This is a genomic window from Pseudonocardia sulfidoxydans NBRC 16205 (assembly GCF_007989085.1).
In the GTDB taxonomy this organism is placed as follows: domain Bacteria; phylum Actinomycetota; class Actinomycetes; order Mycobacteriales; family Pseudonocardiaceae; genus Pseudonocardia; species Pseudonocardia sulfidoxydans.
In genome coordinates this window covers 25,002-41,985 of the sequence record NZ_BJVJ01000002.1, presented here as the reverse complement: position 1 = coordinate 41,985, position 16,984 = coordinate 25,002, and the positions used below count along the sequence as shown (strand labels likewise).

The 16,984-nt window shown below is 72.8% G+C and carries 15 protein-coding genes; 6 read left to right on the top strand and 9 right to left on the bottom strand.

The genetic code is table 11. The features are described from left to right. Nucleotides 1-41 precede the first annotated feature (41 nt). Together PSU4_RS31090 and PSU4_RS01425 are read left to right on the top strand one after the other, a co-directional pair. A complete protein-coding gene (locus PSU4_RS31090; protein WP_186816687.1) occupies nt 42-533 on the top strand; it encodes a hypothetical protein in 492 nt (163 codons plus the stop codon). Then, nucleotides 530-1,108: a YceI family protein gene (locus tag PSU4_RS01425; protein ID WP_186816686.1), complete on the top strand. Its 579-nt coding sequence runs from the start codon at nt 530-532 to the stop codon at nt 1,106-1,108. Before PSU4_RS31090 ends, PSU4_RS01425 begins: the two co-directional genes overlap by 4 nt. A 60-nt stretch (nt 1,109-1,168) precedes the next feature. On the opposite strand, the gene arc is transcribed toward PSU4_RS01425, so the two are convergent. Continuing rightward, on the bottom strand, nt 1,169-2,983 hold the full coding sequence (gene arc, locus PSU4_RS01420) for a proteasome ATPase (protein ID WP_147101928.1): 1,815 nt from the start codon (nt 2,981-2,983) through the stop codon (nt 1,169-1,171). A gap of 163 nt (nt 2,984-3,146) precedes the next feature. After that, nucleotides 3,147-4,118, bottom strand: coding sequence for a tRNA (adenine-N1)-methyltransferase (locus PSU4_RS01415; protein ID WP_281290653.1), 972 nt, complete (start codon nt 4,116-4,118; stop codon nt 3,147-3,149). A 484-nt stretch (nt 4,119-4,602) separates the two neighbouring features. On the opposite strand from PSU4_RS01415, the gene PSU4_RS01410 reads away from it, so the two are divergent. Both PSU4_RS01410 and PSU4_RS01405 read left to right on the top strand, forming a co-directional pair. Continuing rightward, nucleotides 4,603-5,508, top strand: a complete 906-nt coding sequence (locus PSU4_RS01410) for a RecB family exonuclease (RefSeq protein ID WP_147102173.1) — start codon at nt 4,603-4,605, stop codon at nt 5,506-5,508. Between the two features lie 7 nt (nt 5,509-5,515). Beyond that, nucleotides 5,516-6,316: a thioesterase family protein gene (locus PSU4_RS01405; RefSeq protein ID WP_147101926.1), complete on the top strand. Its 801-nt coding sequence runs from the start codon at nt 5,516-5,518 to the stop codon at nt 6,314-6,316. A 70-nt stretch (nt 6,317-6,386) separates the two neighbouring features. Here the strand turns inward: PSU4_RS01405 and hisG are convergent, their stop codons facing one another. The 4 genes from hisG to metH form a co-directional block, all read right to left on the bottom strand. After that, nucleotides 6,387-7,271: an ATP phosphoribosyltransferase gene (hisG, locus tag PSU4_RS01400; protein ID WP_147101924.1), complete on the bottom strand. Its 885-nt coding sequence runs from the start codon at nt 7,269-7,271 to the stop codon at nt 6,387-6,389. Between the two features lie 37 nt (nt 7,272-7,308). Next, on the bottom strand, nt 7,309-7,572 hold the full coding sequence (locus PSU4_RS01395) for a phosphoribosyl-ATP diphosphatase (RefSeq protein ID WP_147101922.1): 264 nt from the start codon (nt 7,570-7,572) through the stop codon (nt 7,309-7,311). Between the two features lie 170 nt (nt 7,573-7,742). Continuing rightward, a complete protein-coding gene (locus PSU4_RS01390) occupies nt 7,743-8,444 on the bottom strand; it encodes an HAD family hydrolase (protein ID WP_281290652.1) in 702 nt (233 codons plus the stop codon). Nucleotides 8,445-8,457: 13 nt separating this feature from the next. After that, on the bottom strand, nt 8,458-12,042 hold the full coding sequence (gene metH / locus PSU4_RS01385) for a methionine synthase (protein WP_373866024.1): 3,585 nt from the start codon (nt 12,040-12,042) through the stop codon (nt 8,458-8,460). 55 nt (nt 12,043-12,097) lie between these two features. Between metH and PSU4_RS01380 the strand changes: the two genes are divergently transcribed. Both PSU4_RS01380 and PSU4_RS01375 read left to right on the top strand, forming a co-directional pair. Further along, nucleotides 12,098-12,994 (top strand): PAC2 family protein, encoded by an 897-nt coding sequence (locus PSU4_RS01380; RefSeq protein WP_147101920.1) that lies wholly within the window; start codon nt 12,098-12,100, stop codon nt 12,992-12,994. Between the two features lie 62 nt (nt 12,995-13,056). Beyond that, nucleotides 13,057-14,205, top strand: a complete 1,149-nt coding sequence (locus PSU4_RS01375; protein WP_147101917.1) for an MFS transporter — start codon at nt 13,057-13,059, stop codon at nt 14,203-14,205. A 76-nt stretch (nt 14,206-14,281) separates the two neighbouring features. Here PSU4_RS01375 and mshC read toward each other — a convergent pair whose 3' ends face one another. From mshC to PSU4_RS01355, 3 genes are read right to left on the bottom strand one after another with little or no spacing between them, the layout of a single operon-like run. Continuing rightward, nucleotides 14,282-15,520 (bottom strand): cysteine--1-D-myo-inosityl 2-amino-2-deoxy-alpha-D-glucopyranoside ligase, encoded by a 1,239-nt coding sequence (gene mshC / locus PSU4_RS01365; protein WP_147101915.1) that lies wholly within the window; start codon nt 15,518-15,520, stop codon nt 14,282-14,284. A gap of 45 nt (nt 15,521-15,565) precedes the next feature. Further along, complete coding sequence (locus tag PSU4_RS01360) at nt 15,566-15,748, bottom strand: hypothetical protein (RefSeq protein WP_147101914.1); 183 nt, start codon at nt 15,746-15,748, stop codon at nt 15,566-15,568. Between the two features lie 4 nt (nt 15,749-15,752). Beyond that, on the bottom strand, nt 15,753-16,928 hold the full coding sequence (locus PSU4_RS01355; RefSeq protein WP_147101911.1) for an MFS transporter: 1,176 nt from the start codon (nt 16,926-16,928) through the stop codon (nt 15,753-15,755). Nucleotides 16,929-16,984 lie beyond the last annotated feature (56 nt).

The following is a 16,984-nucleotide window of genomic DNA, read 5'->3' as shown; positions in this document are numbered from 1 at the left end:
CAACGGGGCCGCCGCCCCGACACGCACCCGGAGGTCCGCCCATGTACGCCACGATCCTCCCCACCGACGCGGCACCACCCGCCGCCGCGACCGAGGAGTTCACGCTGCGCCAGATCGCCGGCCCGCGCGACGTCGTCCTGCGCCTGCACGACGGCGACCCCACCGGCACCGACCGCTGGATCGTCGAGACCGACAGCCCGCTGGGCCCGCCCGGGGCGAAGACGGCCGTCGCCGCCGTCGTCACCTTCTCCGGTCCGATGCCGCCCGCCGTGCGGGAGGCCGCCGACCGCGCCGACCACGACCGCATCGGCCCCGCCATGGCCGCCCGCGCCACCAGCACCGGCCGCGTGCTGCGGCTGTGGCAGGAGGACCAGCAGCGCAAGGTCGTCGTCGTTTTCGCCGTCGACCAGCCCACGCTGCACGACGGGTTCCGCACCATCGAGGCGCTGGAGCTGCTGCCCGGCGAGGACCCGGCCCTGCTGCCCGGACCCGACCACGTCGAGATCTTCGAGGTCACGGCGGTGACGTCGTGACCTCCCGAAACGCTGCGGCGCCGCTCGCGGCACCCGGTGTTCCCGTGCCGCACGCCGCGCGGGGTGGGTCCGGGGTGCGCGGCGTCGCACCGGGCCACTACCGCATCGCCCCGACCCGCAGCACCGTCGCGTTCCGCGTCACCTCGCTCGGGTTCCTCGTCGTCGACGGCACGTTCGCCGTCACCGAGGGCGACGTCGACGTCGCCGCAGGCCGCGCCCGGGTCCGGGTCGACCTCGACGCGGCGTCGTTCACCACCGCCAAGCGCCGCCGCGACGTCGACGTGCGCGGCCCCCGGTTCCTCGACGCCGTCCGCTTCCCGGTCCTGAGCTGGGCGGGCGAGCTGGCCGACGGCACCGGCATCGCCGCGGGGACCCTGCGGGTGCGCGACACCGACGCACCCGTCGCCGCGGAGGTCGTCGCCGTCGAGATCGTCACCGTCGACGCCGGCCCGACCGTCGTCACCGTCACCGCCCGGCTCACCGTCGACCGCGTCGCCGCCGGCGTCCGGCGCGGCCCCGGCCTCATCGGCCGCCACGTCGACGTCGACGTGTCCCTCACCCTGCTGCGGACCTGACCCCGGACGCACGAGGAGCCCGCCGGAACGGATCCGGCGGGCCCCTCGTGCGCGCAGCGGCTACAGGTACTGACCGGTGTTCGACGCCGTGTCGATCGCCCGGCTCGTCTCCGTGTTCTTCCCCGTGACCAGCGTGCGGATGTAGACGATCCGCTCGCCCTTCTTGCCCGAGATCCGGGCCCAGTCGTCGGGGTTGGTCGTGTTCGGCAGGTCCTCGTTCTCGGCGAACTCGTCGACGATCGCGTCGAGCAGGTGCTGGACCCGCAGACCCGGCTGGCTCGTCTCCAGCACCGACTTGATCGCCGACTTCTTCGACCTGTCCACGATGTTCTGGATCATCGCGCCCGAGTTGAAGTCCTTGAAGTACAAGGTCTCCTTGTCACCGTTGGCGTAGGTGACCTCGAGGAAGCGGTTCTCCTCCGACTCGTCGTACATCCGCTCCACGACGCGCTGGATCATCGCGTCCACCGCGGCCTTGCGGCTGCCGGCGAACTCCGCCACGTCGTCGACGTGGATCGGCAGCGTGTCGGTCAGGTACTTGGAGAAGATGTCCTTGGCCGCCTCGGCGTCGGGACGCTCGACCTTGATCTTCACGTCGAGCCGGCCCGGCCGCAGGATCGCCGGGTCGATCATGTCCTCACGGTTCGAGGCACCGATGACGATGACGTTCTCCAGGCCCTCGACGCCGTCGATCTCCGCCAGCAGCTGCGGCACGATCGTCGTCTCGACGTCGGAGGACACACCCGAACCACGTGTCCGGAAGATCGAGTCCATCTCGTCGAAGAACACGATCACCGGGGTGCCCTCGGACGCCTTCTCCCGGGCCCGCTGGAAGATCAGCCGGATGTGCCGCTCGGTCTCGCCGACGAACTTGTTGAGCAGCTCCGGGCCCTTGATGTTCAGGAAGAACGACCGCGCCTCGTTCGGGTCGTCACCGCGCGCCGCAGCGATCTTCTTGGCCAGCGAGTTCGCGACCGCCTTCGCGATCAGCGTCTTGCCACAGCCGGGGGGACCGTAGAGCAGCACACCCTTGGGGGGACGCAGCTCGTACTCGCGGAACAGCTCCGCGTGCAGGAACGGCAGCTCCACCGCGTCGCGGATCATCTCGATCTGCCGGAACAGGCCACCGATGTCCTCGTAGGAGACGTCGGGCACCTCCTCCAGCACCAGGTCCTCGACCTCCGCCTTGGGCACCCGCTCGTAGGCGTACCCGGCCTTGGTGTCGACCAGCAGCGAGTCACCCGGCTTCAGCGGCACGAAGTCGGGATCGTCGGTCTCCAGCGTCAACGGCGCCGCCAGCCAGACGACACGCTCCTCGTCGGTGTTGCCCGAGATCAGCGCCCGGCCGGCCAGCCCGTCCTCGGTGGGGCCGGACAGCACCTCGCGCAGCGCGCACACCTCGCCGACCCGCTCGAAGTCGCCGGCCTCGACGACGGTGAGCGCCTCGTTGAGCCGCACGGTCTGCCCCGCCCGCAGCTCGCCCGTCTCCACCGCCGGGGACACCGCGACACGCATGCGGCGACCCGAGGTGAAGACGTCGACCGTCTCGTCGGGGAACCGGGTCAGGAAGACGCCGTAGCCGCTCGGCGGCTGCGCCAGCCGTTCGACCTCCTCGCGGAGCGCGACCAGCTGTGTGCGGGCCTCGCGCAGGGTCTCCTGCAGCTTCTCGTTGCGCGCGCTGAGCTGGGAGAGCTGGCTGGCCGACTCGGCCAACCGCTGCTCGAGCACGCGGGCCTGTCGCGGGGACTCGGTGAGCTTGCGGCGCAGCAGCGCGACCTCTTCCTCCAGGAAGCGGATCTGCGCGGCAGCCTCTGCGGGGGTCAAGCCCCCCGGATCACCCGCACCGTGCCTGCCGGGACCGTCGTAGGGGTTCACGGCATCCTCCCTCCGTGTTCCGTTTCCATACGGTACCTGGTGGTGCGGGAGATGCGTGTTGCGTCGAATCGGTGATCCCTCACTCAGCCGGACGGCAGCTTGACGTCACGCCGATGTCCTTGCGCAGTGACCGGCCCGTCGACGGGCGTTGCGCCGTCCGTCGTCAGCGACTGGTCGGTCTGCGCTGCGGACGCGGCGGCACGACCCCGTCGGCCAACCTCCGTGCGGTCACCAGAAACGCTGTGTGACCGATCATCCGGTGCTCCGGGCGGACCGCCAGCCCGACCACGTGCCACGGCCTGACCAGCGACTCCCACGACTGCGGTTCGGTCCAGCACTGCATCTCGCGCAGCGCCTCGGTGAGCCGCGACAGCTGCGTGGTCGTCGCGACGTAACCGACCAGGACCCCGCCCGGGACGAGCGCCGCCCGGACCGTCTCCAGCACCTCCCAGGGCGCCAGCATGTCCAGCACGACCCGGTCGAACTGCTCCGCGTCGGGGTCGTGGTCCTTCACATCACCCAGGCGAAGTGTCCAGTTGGTGGGACGGGAACCGAAGAAAGTCTCGACGTTCTTCTCGGCGTGTTGCAGATGATCCTCGCGGACCTCGTAGGAGACGACGCCCCCCGCCGGCCCCACCGCTTGCAGCAGCGAGCACGTCAGCGCGCCCGACCCGGCGCCCGCCTCCAGCACCCGCGCCCCCGGGAACACGTCGCCCCACATCAGGATCTGCGCCGCGTCCTTGGGGTAGATGACGGCCGCGCCGCGGGGCATCGACAGCACGTAGTCGGCCAGCAGCGGCCGCAGCGCCAGGTACGGGGTGCCGACCGGGGACACGACGACGCTGCCCTCGGGCTTGCCGATGAGGTCGTCGTGGGCCAGCCCGCCCCGGTGGGTGTGGTACTGCCCGCCCTGCTCGAGCAGCAGCGTGTACTTGCGACCCTTGGGGTCGGTGAGCTGCACCCGGTCGCCCGCACGGAACGGCCCGCCCCGCGCCCGGCTGCTGCCGCCCGGGGAGGGAGCCGGTTCCTGGGGTGCGGGGTCGGCGGCGCCGGCATCGTCGAGGACGGCGGCATCGTCGAGAACGGCGTCGTCGGGGACGGACGGGGCGGAATCGGTCAGGGCGGGGTCGGGCACGGGGCGCAACGGTATCCGGTGCCCGTTCGGCGACCCGCCCCGGCCGAACGATCAGGTCCGCGAGCTCCCCACCACCCGAGCGCAACCCCACTGCTCTCAACGGGCGGATTCACAGCAGTGAGGTTGCGGCCGGAGGACCGCGTGCCGGGTGCGGCACGGCGGCGCGCGCCGGGGCTCGCCGCCCGAGGACCGCGTGCCGGGTGCGGCACGGCGGGGCCCGCCGGGGCTCGCCGCCCGAGGACCGCGCGCAACCCCACTGCTCCCGAGCGGGCCGCGGACAGCAGTCAGGTTGCGCGCCGGGTGTGGCTGTGCGCCGCGGTGCGGCGGCCCCTTCAGGCGACGCGCGGTCGTGAGCGGCAATAGTCGCTATAGCGACTATTGCCGCTCACAGGGTGCCGGGAGTGTCGGGACGACCGCATACGGTGGCCCCGTGACCGAGCCGGGAGTGCGCACCGTCGACGCGGCGGAGCCGCGTCCAGCGCTGATCCCCGCTCCCGCCCCGCCGGTCGATCCCCCGCGGGAGGACGGCGGGCGGGTGCGGCGGCGGCCGGCGCTGTCGCCGTCGCGGGCGGGCGACTTCCGGACCTGCCCGCTGCTCTACCGGTACCGGGCCGTCGACAAGCTCCCGGAGCACCCGAGCCACGCCCAGCTGCGGGGCACGCTCGTGCACGCGGTGCTGGAGCGGCTCTTCGCCCTGCCGCCGCTCGACCGCACCCCCGCCGCGGCGGCGGCACTGGTCGGCCCGGCGTGGGTCGACCTCGTGATCGGGTGGCCCGGGATCGCCGACGCCCTGTTCGGCCCCCGCGACGTCGAGGAGGAGACGTTCGGGTTCGCCGACTGGCTCGCCTCGGCCCACGAGCTGGTGGCGGCCTACTTCACGGTGGAGGACCCGCGGGCGGTCACGGCCGACGCGGTGGAGCTGCTCGTCGAGTCCGACCTGGGCGAGGGCCTGATGCTGCGCGGGGTCGTCGACAGGGTCGACGTGCTGCCCGACGGCGGGCTGCGGGTGGTCGACTACAAGACGGGCCGGGCACCGCACGAGTTCGGCGAGGCGTCGGCGATGTTCCAGCTGAAGTTCTACGCGCTGGCGCTGCTGCACGAGCGTGGCGCGGTGCCGGGTGAGCTGCGGTTGTTGTACCTGCGCTCGGGCGAGTGGTTGAGCTACTCCCCCGACCGTGGGGAGCTGGAGCGGTTCACCCGCGTCCTGGCGGCGCTGTGGGACGCGATCCGGGAGGCGGGCCGGACGGGTGAGTTCCTGCCCCGGCGGGGGTCGGCGTGCCGCTTCTGTGCGCACAAGGCGATCTGCCCGGAGTGGGGTGGGACACCGCCGCCGTACCCGGGCTGGCCGGAGGCCGACCCGGGTACGGACCTCGCCGCCGACGGCGCATGATCGGGGTGTGAGCGAACCGGAGCCGTTCTACCTGCCCCGTGACCCGGACAAGGGTCTGTACCACGCGACGTACTCGACGACGGGCCCGTGGTTCGCCGACGCCCAGCACGCGGGGCCGCCGTCGGCGCTGCTGGTGCGGGCGTTGGAGCAGTGGCCGCAGCCCGACCCGGCGGTGGCGTTGTCGTTGGCGAGGGTGACGCTCGAGGTGCTGGGCCCGATCCCGGCGGGGGACGTCGAGGTGCGGGCGCAGGTGCTGCGCCCGGGGCGGCGGATCGAGCTGTTGCAGGCGGAGATGCTGGCCGGTGGCCGGATGGTGCTGCAGGCCCGGGGCTGGCGGTTCGCGCCGGCCGACACCGCGGAGGTCGTGGTGGGGACGGCGCCGGTGATCGCGGGTCCGGAGGACGCCGTGCCGCAGCAGGCCCGCCCGCAGGGCTGGCTGCCCGGGTTCATGGACATGATCGAGTGGCGTTGGCTCAGCGGTGCGCTGGGTGAGCCGGGCCCGGGGCGGGCGTGGGTGCGTCAGCGGGTGCCGCTGGTCGAGGGCGAGGAGCCGTCGCCGCTGCAGCGGCTGGTGGTGGCGGCGGACTCGGCGAACGGGATCGCGGCGCCGCTGGATCTGCGGTCCTGGCTGTTCGTGAACACCGAGCTGAGCCTGCACCTGCACCGCGCGCCGGTCGGCGAGTGGACGGGTGTGGACGCGGCGACGGTGATCGGCCCGTCGGGTGCGGGGACGGTGTCGGCGGTGCTGCACGACGCGGCCGGGCACACCGGCCGCGCCACGCAGGCCCTCACGGTCAGACGGCGGTGACGGTCAGACGGCGGTGACGGTCAGACGGCGGTGACGGTCAGGCCCCGCCCGCGGTCTCGGTGGGACGGGCTCAGTCCTCGCCGGCGGTGACCGCGCGGCAGGAGCGGATCTCCGAGGTCAGGATCGCGCGGGCGCCGACGGCGGCCAGCTTGTCCATGACGGCGTTGGACTCGCTCTTGGTGACCATCGAGCGGACCGCGACCCAGCCGTCGCGCTCCAGCGGCGCGATGGTCGGCGACTGCAGGCCCGGTGTGATGGCGGTGGCCTGGGACAGCACGTCCTTGGGGCAGTCGTAGTCGAGCATCAGGTACTTGCGGGCGTAGACGACGCCGCGCAGCCGCTCGGTGAAGATCCGCTTGGCGGCCTTGACGTCGTCGGCCTCGTGGCGGTCGAGCCGGGGCTCGCGCTCGATGAGGGTGGCCTCCGACTCGGCGATCGGGTCGCCGATGACCTTGAGGCCGTGCTGGCGCAGCGTGCGGCCCGAGGACACGACGTCGGCGATGGCGTCGGCCAGGCCGAGCTGTACCGAGATCTCGACGGCGCCGTCGAGCTTGATGATGTTGGCGCCGATGCGTTTGCCGCTCAGGTGGGAGCGGACGAGCCGGGGGTAGGACGTCGCGATCGTCTTGCCGTCGAGGTCCTCGAGGGCCCAGTTCTCGTCGGCGGGGACGGCGAAGCGGAACTTCGACGCGCCGAACCCGAGCGGGAGCACCGGCTGCACCTGGCTGCCGGACTCCTCCATGAGGTCGTGCCCCGTGATGCCCAGCTGCAGGTCCCCGGACCCCACGTAGGTGGCGATGTCCTTGGGCCGCAGGTAGAAGAACTCGATCTGGTTCTCCTCGTCGACCATGCTGAGATCGCGGGAGTCGGACCGCTGCCGGTAGCCGGCCTCCCGCATCATGGTGCTGGCGGGCTCGGCGAGAGTGCCCTTGTTCGGGAGCGCGACGCGGAGCATCGGGGTGCCTACTTTCGAACGGCGTGGGGTCGGGCGGTCAGAGGTACTTGTAGACGTGGTCGAGCGTGATCCCGCGCCCGATCATGATCACCTGTGCACGGTAGAGCAGCTGGGAGATCTCCTCGGCCAGTGCGTCGTCGGACTCGTGCTCGGCGGCCAGCCAGACCTCGCCGGCCTCCTCGAGCAGCTTCTTGCCCTGGGCGTGGACGCCGGCGTCGAGGGCGGCGACCGTGCCGGATCCCTCGGGGCGCGTCGCGGCCTTGTCACTGAGCTCGGCGTAGAGCCCGTCGAAAGTCTTCACGTGGCGTATCTCCTTCCGTGCTCAGTGTCGTCGTTCGTCGTGGTGGCCACGAAATCGGCGGGACCCTCGTGCTTCCACCGGGGGCCGTCGTGCGCCGGGTGGCGCGCCCGCCCCAGGTCAGGAGGGTATCGACCGGGCGGGTCGCGGCGAACGGTACGTGCAGCGGGGGCTCAGCGGAGGGGGCTGCTCGTGCGTTCCCGCACGTCGGTGTACAGCGCGGACAGGCCGGCGACGTCGAGGCCGGCGAGGGTGTCGCGGCGGGCCCGGCGTGGCCCGTCGAGGACGGGGACCTCGCACGGGACGACGAGCACGACCGCCCCGGCGGCGTCGGCGGCCGCGGCACCTGTCGGGGAGTCCTCGACGGCGAGGCACTCGTGCGCGGGGACGCCGAGCAGTTCGGCGGCGCGCAGGTAGACGTCGGGCGCGGGTTTGCCGTGCTCGACCTCGTCGCCGCACACGGTCGCGGTGAACCAGTGGGTGCCGATGGTGCGCAGCGCGAGGTCGGTGAGCCGCCGCCCGGTGTTGGTGACGAGGGCGGCGGGGATGGCGGCGTCGCGGATCGAGGCGAGCAGCTCCTGGGCGCCGGGTCGCCAGGGCAGCCCGCGCAGGAACAGTTCCTCGGTGCGGGCGTGCAGGTGCTCGGCGGTCTCGGCGACCCTCGCGGGGGTCGCCGGGACGCCTGCCTCCCGCAGCAGCACACCGATGCTGAACGCGAGGTTGCCGCCGACGGTCTCGCGGCGGGCCTCGTCGGTCAGCGGTCCCCCACCGAGCCAGGTGAGGGTGTCGACGAGTGAGCGGTCCCAGAGCTTCTCGGAGTCGACGAGCGTGCCGTCCATGTCGAACAGGACGGCGGCGGGCCGCCCGGACGACACGGCCGCGGGTGACTCAGCCTGCGTTGAAATACTTGGCCTCCGGGTGGTGCGCGACCATGGCGTCGGTGGACTGCTCGGGATGCAGCTGCAGCTCCTCCGACAGCCCGACGCCGATGCGGCCCGGCTCGAGCAGGTCGACGATCTTCGTGCGGTCCTCGAGGTTGGGGCAGGCGCCGTAGCCCAGGGAGTAGCGGGCGCCGCGGTAGCCGAGCTTGAAGAACTCCTCGACGTTCTCGGGGTCCTCCTCGGCCAGGGTGCGCCCGGTCGACCAGGTGAGCTCCTCGCGGACCCGCTTGTGCCAGTACTCGGCGAGCGCCTCGGTGAGCTGGACGCTGAGCCCGTGCACCTCGAGGTAGTCGCGGTAGGCGTTCTTGGCGAACAGCTCGTTGGCGTAGTCGGCGATGGGCTGGCCCATGGTGACCAGGTGCAGCGGCAGGACGTCGATCTCGCCGCCTGCGATGGCGACGTCGCGGGGCCGCCAGAAGTCGGCCAGGCACAGGTGGCGGTCGCGGCGCTGGCGCGGGAACGCGAACCGGTGGCGCTCGGGGGCCTCGGCGTGCGGCTCGGTGAGCACGACGAGCTCGTCGCGCACCGCGACGGCCGGGAAGTAGCCGTAGACGACGGCGGCGTTGGCGAGCACGCCTTCGGTGGCAAGCCGTTCCAGCCAGTACCGCAGCCGGGGACGGCCCTCGGTCTCGACGAGGTCCTCGTAGGACGGGCCGGAGCCACCCTTGGCGCCGCGCAGCCCCCACTGCCCCAGGAAGAGGGCGCGTTCGTCGATCATCCCGGCGTAGTCGGCGACGGCGATGCCCTTGACGACCCGGGTGCCCCAGAACGGCGGCGTCGGCAGCGGGTTGTCGAGGGCGACGTCGGAGCGCTCGGGCAGCGGGCCGGCGGCCTCGGCCTCGGCGGCCTTGCGCTTGGCCGCGATCCGCTTGGACCGCTCGTGGCGGGCCTTGCGCTCGGCGGCCTTGGCCTCCTCCTCGGGGTCGACGGCCGGGGCTTCGCCGCGGGCGCGGGCCATCGTGGCGTCCATCAGGCGCAGGCCCTCGAAGGCGTCGCGGGCGTAGGAGACGCGGCCGTCGTAGACGTCGGAGAGGTCGTTCTCGACGTAGGAGCGGGTGAGCGCGGCACCGCCGAGCAGGACGGGCAGCCTCGCCGCGAGCCCCCGGGAGTTCATCTCCTGGAGGTTCTCCTTCATGATCACCGTCGACTTGACCAGCAGCCCGGACATGCCGACGGCGTGGGCGTGGTGCTCCTCGGCGGCCGACAGGATCGTCGAGATCGGCTGCTTGATGCCCAGGTTGACCACGGTGTAGCCGTTGTTGCTCAGGATGATGTCGACGAGGTTCTTGCCGATGTCGTGGACGTCGCCCTTGACCGTGGCCAGCACGATCGTGCCCTTGCCCTCGGAGTCGGACTTCTCCATGTGCGGCTCGAGGTGGGCGACGGCGGCCTTCATGACCTCGGCGCTCTGCAGCACGAACGGCAGCTGCATCTGGCCCGAGCCGAACAGCTCGCCGACGGTCTTCATCCCGGCGAGCAGGGTGTCGTTGATGATCTCCAGGGCGGGGCGTTCGGTGAGGGCGAGGTCGAGGTCGGCCTCCAGGCCGGGGCGCTCGCCGTCGACGATGCGCCGCTCGAGGCGCTCGAACAGCGGCAGCGCCGCGAGCTCCTCGGCGCGCCCGGCCTTGGCCGAGGACGCGGTGACGCCCTCGAACAGCTCCATGAGCCGCGACAGCGGGTCGTAGCCCTCGCGGCGGCGGTCGTAGACGAGGTCGAGGGCCACGGAGCGCTGCTCGTCGGGGATCTTGGCCATCGGCAGGATCTTCGACGCGTGCACGATCGCGGTGTCGAGGCCCGCGTTGACGCATTCGTGCAGGAACACCGAGTTGAGCACCTGGCGGGCGGCGACGTTGAGACCGAACGACACGTTGGAGATGCCCAGCGTGGTCTGCACGGTCGGGTGGATGCGCTTGAGCTCGCGGATCGCCTCGATGGTCTCCAGGCCGTCGCGGCGGACCTCCTCCTGCCCCGTGGTGATGGGGAAGGTCAGGGCGTCGACGACGATGTCCTCGACGCGCATGCCGTGGTGGGTGGTGAGGTCGGTGATCAGCCGGTCGGCGATGCGGACCTTCGCCTCGCGGGTGCGGGCCTGGCCCTCCTCGTCGATCGTCAGGGCGACGACCGCGGCGCCGTGCTCGCGCACGAGCGCCATGGCGCGCTGGAAACGTGAGCCGGGCCCGTCGCCGTCCTCGTAGTTGACCGAGTTGACGATGCAGCGGCCGCCGAGGCGTTCCAGACCGGCCTGCACGACCTCGGGCTCGGTCGAGTCGATCATGATGGGCAGGGTGGACGCGGTGGCGAGGCGCGCGGCCAGCTCGGCCATGTCGGCGACGCCGTCGCGACCGACGTAGTCGACGTTGAGGTCGATCATGTGGGCGCCGTCGCGGGTCTGCTCGCGGGCGATCGCGACGCACTCCTCCCAGCGCTCGGCGATCATCGCCTCGCGGAAGGCCTTGGAGCCGTTGGCGTTGGTCCGCTCCCCCACCATCAGCACCGAGGTGTCCTGGCGGAACGGGACGGACGCGTAGAGCGAGCTGACACCGGGCTCGGGCCGCGGGTCGCGACGCGCGGGCTGCAGCGACGCGACGGCCTCGGACACGGCGCGCACGTGCTCGGGGGTGGTGCCGCAGCAGCCGCCGACCAGGCGCAGCCCGTAGTCGCGCACGAACGTCGACAGCGCCTCGGCCAGCTCCTCGGGTGAGAGCGGGTAGACCGCACCGTTGGGGCCGAGCTGGGGCAGGCCGGCGTTGGGCATCACCGACAGCGGGATGCGGGCGTGCTTGGACAGCGTCCGCAGGTGCTCGCTCATCTCGGCGGGGCCGGTGGCGCAGTTGAGGCCGATGAGGTCGACACCGAGCGGTTCGATCGCCGTCAGGGCGGCGCCGATCTCGCTGCCCAGCAGCATCGTGCCGGTGGTCTCGACGGTGACCTGGGTGATGATCGGGATGCGCCGGCCCTCGGCGACCATGGCGCGCTGCACGCCGAGCACGGCGGCCTTGACCTGCAGCAGGTCCTGGCAGGTCTCGATGATGAACGCGTCGGCGCCACCGGCGAGCAGACCGGTGCCGCACTCGGTGTAGGCGTCGCGCAGCCGCGCGAACGACTCGTGGCCCAGCGTCGGCAGCTTCGTGCCGGGCCCGACGGAGCCCAGGACGTAGCGGGGCCGGTCGGGGGTGGAGATCTCGTCGGCGGCCTCACGGGCCAGCCGGGCGCCCTTCTCGGCGAGCTCCCGGATGCGTTCGGGGATGTCGTACTCGGCGAGGTTGGGCAGGTTCGCGCCGAACGTGTTGGTCTCGACGGCGTCGGCACCGGCTTCGAGGTAGCCGGTGTGGATGCTGCGCACGACGTCCGGGCGGGTGTCGTTGAGGATCTCGTTGCAGCCGTCGAGGCCGGCGAAGTCGTCGAGGGTCAGGTCCGCGGCCTGCAACATCGTGCCCATCGCACCGTCCGCCACGACGACACGCTCGGCGAGCGTGTGGAGCAGAGACGTGTCGTGTCCGTCGGCGGGACGGTCCGGGTTCTGTGCAGGCACGCCGACAAGGTTAGCCGGGCCGTCGCCGCGGGCCGGTCCGCCGTAGGCTGGCGCGATGACCGATCGCGTGCCGGACGACGGGCCACGGCCCGATCTCCCCGAGCTCTCCGAGCCGGTGATGATCGCTGCGTTCGAGGGCTGGAACGACGCAGGTGAGGCGGCCAGCACGGCGCTGGAACACCTGGAGCTCAGCTGGGATGCCACGCCGTTGGACTCGATCGATCCCGAGGACTATTACGACTTCCAGGTCACACGGCCTCTGGTGCGGCTCGCCGACGGGGTGAGCAGGCGGGTGGAGTGGCAGACCACACGGCTGTCGGTGGCCGAGCTGCCGGGGACGGGTCGCCACGTGGTGCTCGTCAACGGCATCGAGCCGAACCTGCGGTGGCGGTCGTTCTGCGGCGAGCTGCTCGACTACGTCGACGTGCTGGGAGTGACGAAGGTCATCACGCTCGGGGCGATGCAGACCGAGACGCCACACACCCGGCCCACCCCCGTCACGGGATTCTCGTGGGACCGCGACTCGGCGGGTGAGCTGCGCGTCGAGCCGTCGACCTACCAGGGCCCGACGGGGATCGTCGGGGTGTTCCACCAGGCGTGCGTGGAGGCGGGTGTACCGGCGCTGTCGTTCTGGGCGTCGGTGCCGCACTACGTGTCGCAGGCCCGGGTGCCCAAGGCGGCGGTGGCGCTGCTGCACCGCGTCGAGGAGGTCCTCGACGTCGAGGTGCCCCTCGGTGGGCTGCCCGAGCAGGCCGAGGAGTGGGAGCGCACGGTCTCGGAGATGGCCGAGGCCGACGACGAGGTCCGCGAGTACGTCCGCCAGCTCGAGGAGCAGGCCACCGAGGAGGAGCGCGCCGCCGCGTCGGAGCTCAAGGAGGCCAGCGGCGACGAGCTCGCCGCCGACTTCGAGCGCTACCTGCGCCGTCGCGGATCGGGTGGTTCGGGCTCCTGACGGACACGCCGTGTGAGTCGAGGTCCCGCCGGGAGCAGCCGCCGGCGGGACGGTCACCGGGTTTGCGGTCCCGCGTCACCCGCGCCGCGATCTTCGCGGGGGCCTTCATGGGCCCCTTCGGCGGCGGCATCACGGTGTCGATGCTGCCGGAGCTCGGCGCGGGCTTCGGCATCTCGGCGGGCACGGCGTCGCTGTCGGTCACCGCCTATCTGGTGCCGTTCGCGGCGCTGATGCTCGTGTCGGGCACCCTCGGTGAGCGTTGGGGGCGCCGCCGCGCCGTCATCACCGCCTACCTGGTGTACGTGGTGTCGTCGCTGATCGCGTTCTTCGCGACGTGGCTGCCGCTGTTCCTGGCGATGCGGGTGCTGCAGGGTGCGGCGAACGCGTTCACGACGCCGCTGCTGCTGGCTGTGGTCGCCGGGTCGGTGAAGGCGGGCTCGCTGGGGCGCTCGCTGGGCTGGTTCGGGTCGCTGCAGGCGGCGGGGCAGACGTCGGCGCCGCTGCTGGGTGGTCTCGCCGCCGAGGTCGACTGGCGCTACGCGTTCCTGGGCGTCGCCGTCGCCGCCGGCATCCTCGCCGCCGTCGGGCTCCCGCCCTCGCCGCGGCCCGCGACGCGCGCGAGACCGCGGCTGCGCAGCGCGTGGCGGGTGCACGTGCTGCGGATCGGGCTCGTCGGCGGGCTCGGCTGGGGCTGTGTCGCGGGCCTGAACTTCCTCGTCGCGCTGCGGCTGGAGGACGCGTTCGGTCTCGGGGCCGCGCAGCGCGGGCTGCTGCTCACCGTGCTGGGCGTCGCCGGGATCCTCACCGCCCGGCTGATCGGGTCGGCCGTCGACCGGGTGGGGCCGCGTCGCTGCATCCTGACCGGTGTCGTCCTGGGCGCCCTGGTCGTCGCGGGTGTCGGGCTGGTCCCGGCGGTGTGGGCGATCGGTCTGCTGTGGGCCTTCGGCGGGGTGTCGAGCCAGCTCGTCTTGGTCGGGGTGAACGCGCTGGTGCTGCGCACGTCGGGGGCCAACATGGCCGGGTCGACGTCGGTGGTGCAGTCGTTCCGGTTCACCTTCGCCGCGCTCGCGCCCGTCGTGATCACGCCGCTCTACCACGCCGACGCGGCGCTGGCGTTCCTCGCGCCGGCGGCGTTGCTGCTGCTCGTGGGCCCACCGACGCTGCCCCGCCGCGAGGAGAGCACAGGTGCGGAGGACGGGGCGAAGGCGTGAGGACGCTGCTCAGGTCGCGGCGTGCGCCCGCAGGTCGGCGAGGTCGACCCACTCCAGGGTCCGGGCGTGGGTGGCCTCAGAGGCGGACACCCAGCAGGGCGTCGACAGCGTCTCGGACCCGGCCGGGCGCGGCGGTGTCGGTGCCGCGCCGCTCCAGCGCCGCGTCGGCCCACGCGTCGACCGCGGCCAGGGCGCGCGGGGTGTCGAGGTCGTCGGCCAGGTGGGTGCGCAGGTCGGTGATCGTCTGGCCGGCATCCGGGCCGGCCTTCAGCGCCACGGCCTCCCGCCAGCGGTCCAGCCGCCGGTGCGCCTGCGCGAGCAGGTCGTCGGTCCAGGGCCGGTCGTCGCGGTAGTGCCCCGAGAGCAGGGCCAGCCGGATCGCGCTGGGATCGACGTCGGCCGAGCGCAGCTTGGAGACGAACACCAGGTTCCCGCGCGACTTCGACATCTTCTCGCCGTCGAGGCCGATCATCCCCGAGTGCACGTAGTGCCTGGCGAAGGGATGGGCGCCGGTGAGCGCCTCGGCGTGGGCGGCGCCGAACTCGTGGTGGGGGAAGATCAGGTCGGAGCCGCCGCCGTTGAGGTCGATCTGCTCGCCGAGACGGTTGAGCGCGATCGCGGCGCACTCGACGTGCCAGCCCGGACGCCCCGCGCCCAGCTCCGACTCCCACGACGGCTCGCCCTCGCGCGCCATCCGCCACAGCAGCGCGTCGGTCGGGTTGCGCTTGCCGGGCCGGTCGGGGTCGCCACCGCGCTCCCGCGAGAGCTGCAGCATGGTCTGCTCGTCGTAGTTCGACTCGTAGCCGAAGTGGCCGGTGGCGGTGATGTCGAAGTAGACGTCGGGGAACTCGGCATCGTCGATGCGGTAGGCGCTGCCGCCCGCCAGCAGCTTCGCGACGAACTCCGAGATCTCCCCCATCGCCTCGACCGCGCCGATGTAGTGCCGCGGCGGCAGCACACGCAGCGCGGCCATGTCCTCGCGGAACAGGGCGGTCTCCCGCATCCCCAGCACGACCCAGTCGTCCTGGTCACGCGCGGCGCGCTCGAGCAGCGGCTCGTCGATGTCGGTGACGTTCTGCACGTAGTGGACGTCGTGCCCCAGGTCGCGCCAGTACCGGTTGACCAGGTCGAACGCCAGGTAGGTGGCGGCGTGACCGAGGTGGGTGGCGTCGTAGGGGGTGATGCCGCAGACGTACATCGTGGCCTCGGGGCCGGGCGCCGTCGGGCGGACACGGCCGGTGGAGGTGTCGTACAGGCGCAGCGGCGGCCCGCTGCCCTCGAGCCGGGGAACGTCGACCGGAGCCCAGGATTGCATGAGGACAACTTACGCGGTGACGCCGCGAGAACCGGCGTCCGGCGATCACGACCACCAGGCAGGCGGCAGCCGGGCCTCGATGTCGCGGGTGTGGGCCCGCACGCACGCCGGGCACAGCAGCCGGCCGGGGCCGTCGTCCCCCGGTTCGCGTTCGCGCGACCACGACAGCGCGGTCGCCGGGTCGTCGGTGTCGCGCCCGGTGCCGCACTCCCCGCAGACCTCGCTCACGTGTTCACCCTGCCGTCGGCGCCCGGTGACGCACCAGCAGCACCGGCAGCATCGCCATGACCACGACGAACCAGATCGCCACGTCCAGCGACGTCAGCTCGGCGAGCCCACCGATGACGGTCGGCCCGACGAGGAAGCCGAAGTAGCCGCCCGAGGACACCGCGGCGATCGCGGGGGCCGCGCGCGGCCCGGTCACCCCGGCCTCGGCGAGCAACGCGGGGAACGTGATCGAGATGCCGGCGCCCAGCAGCAGGAACCCGACGACGGCCGCGGGGACCGCGACGGGTGGCCCGGCCGACTCGGCGACGAGCAGCCCCGCCGCCAGCCCGGCGCCGCCGAACCCGGCGAACCACCGCACCGCCCGGCGCCGCCCGAGCCGGGTCAGGACGCGGTCGCCGACGAGGCGCCCCAACGTCATCGTCGCGGAGAACGCCGCGAACGCCGCCCCCGCCGCGGCCGGCCCGGCGCCGAGGGAGTCGCGCAACAGCACCGCCGACCAGTCCGCCGTCGACCCCTCCGCCAGCAGCACCGCGAACGCGGCGACCGCCAGCGGGATCAGCGGCCCGCGGGGCACCGCGAACACCGGTGGGCGGGGCGTGTCGTCGGGGACCGGCGGGTCGGGCAGGAACGCCGCCGACAGCGGCAGCACCACCACCAGCCAGGACGCGCCCAGCACGACGAACTGCCACAGCAGCGGCACGTGATGCGCCGCGGCGAGGCTCCCGACCACTGTGCCGCCCAACGCGCCCAGACTGAACACCGCGTGGAACGACGACAGCACCGACCGCCCGTAGGACTGCTCGACGGTGATCCCCTGCGCGTTCATCAGGACGTCGAGGGCGCCCATCGCGGCGCCGAACAGCAGCAGCGCCCCGAACAGCGCCGCCACCCCGCCGCCGGAGGCCGCCGCCCACGCGATCGGCAGCGACGACAGGAAGAACGCCACCAGCGCCCACCGCGTCGTGCGCCCGCTCCCCCACCGGGCCGCGATCCCACCCGCCAGCGGCAACGTCAGCAACGACCCGGCGCCGGGCGCCAGCAGCGCCAGACCGAGCATGCCGTCGGACAGGTCGAGCGCGGCCTTCACCTCCGGCACCCGCGGCGCCCACGACCCGAACACGGATCCGTTGGCGGCGAAGGTCAGCGCGACGGCGAGCCGGGCGCGGCGGGGAACGGACACGGGAACCACCACCGGCCCACCTGTACCCGACGGCGCACGGGTTCGCAGCGCCGCCG

What these genes read in the sequence shown, in the direction of transcription:
- PSU4_RS31090 (WP_186816687.1), top strand. Translation starts at nt 42, where the DNA reads ATGTACGCCACGATCCTCCCCACCGACGCGGCACCACCCGCCGCCGCG.
- hisG (WP_147101924.1), bottom strand. Translation starts at nt 7,271, where the DNA reads ATGCTCCGCGTCGCGCTCCCGAACAAGGGCACTCTCGCCGAGCCCGCC.
- PSU4_RS01380 (WP_147101920.1), top strand. Translation starts at nt 12,098, where the DNA reads ATGACCGATCGCGTGCCGGACGACGGGCCACGGCCCGATCTCCCCGAG.
- mshC (WP_147101915.1), bottom strand. Translation starts at nt 15,520, where the DNA reads ATGCAATCCTGGGCTCCGGTCGACGTTCCCCGGCTCGAGGGCAGCGGG.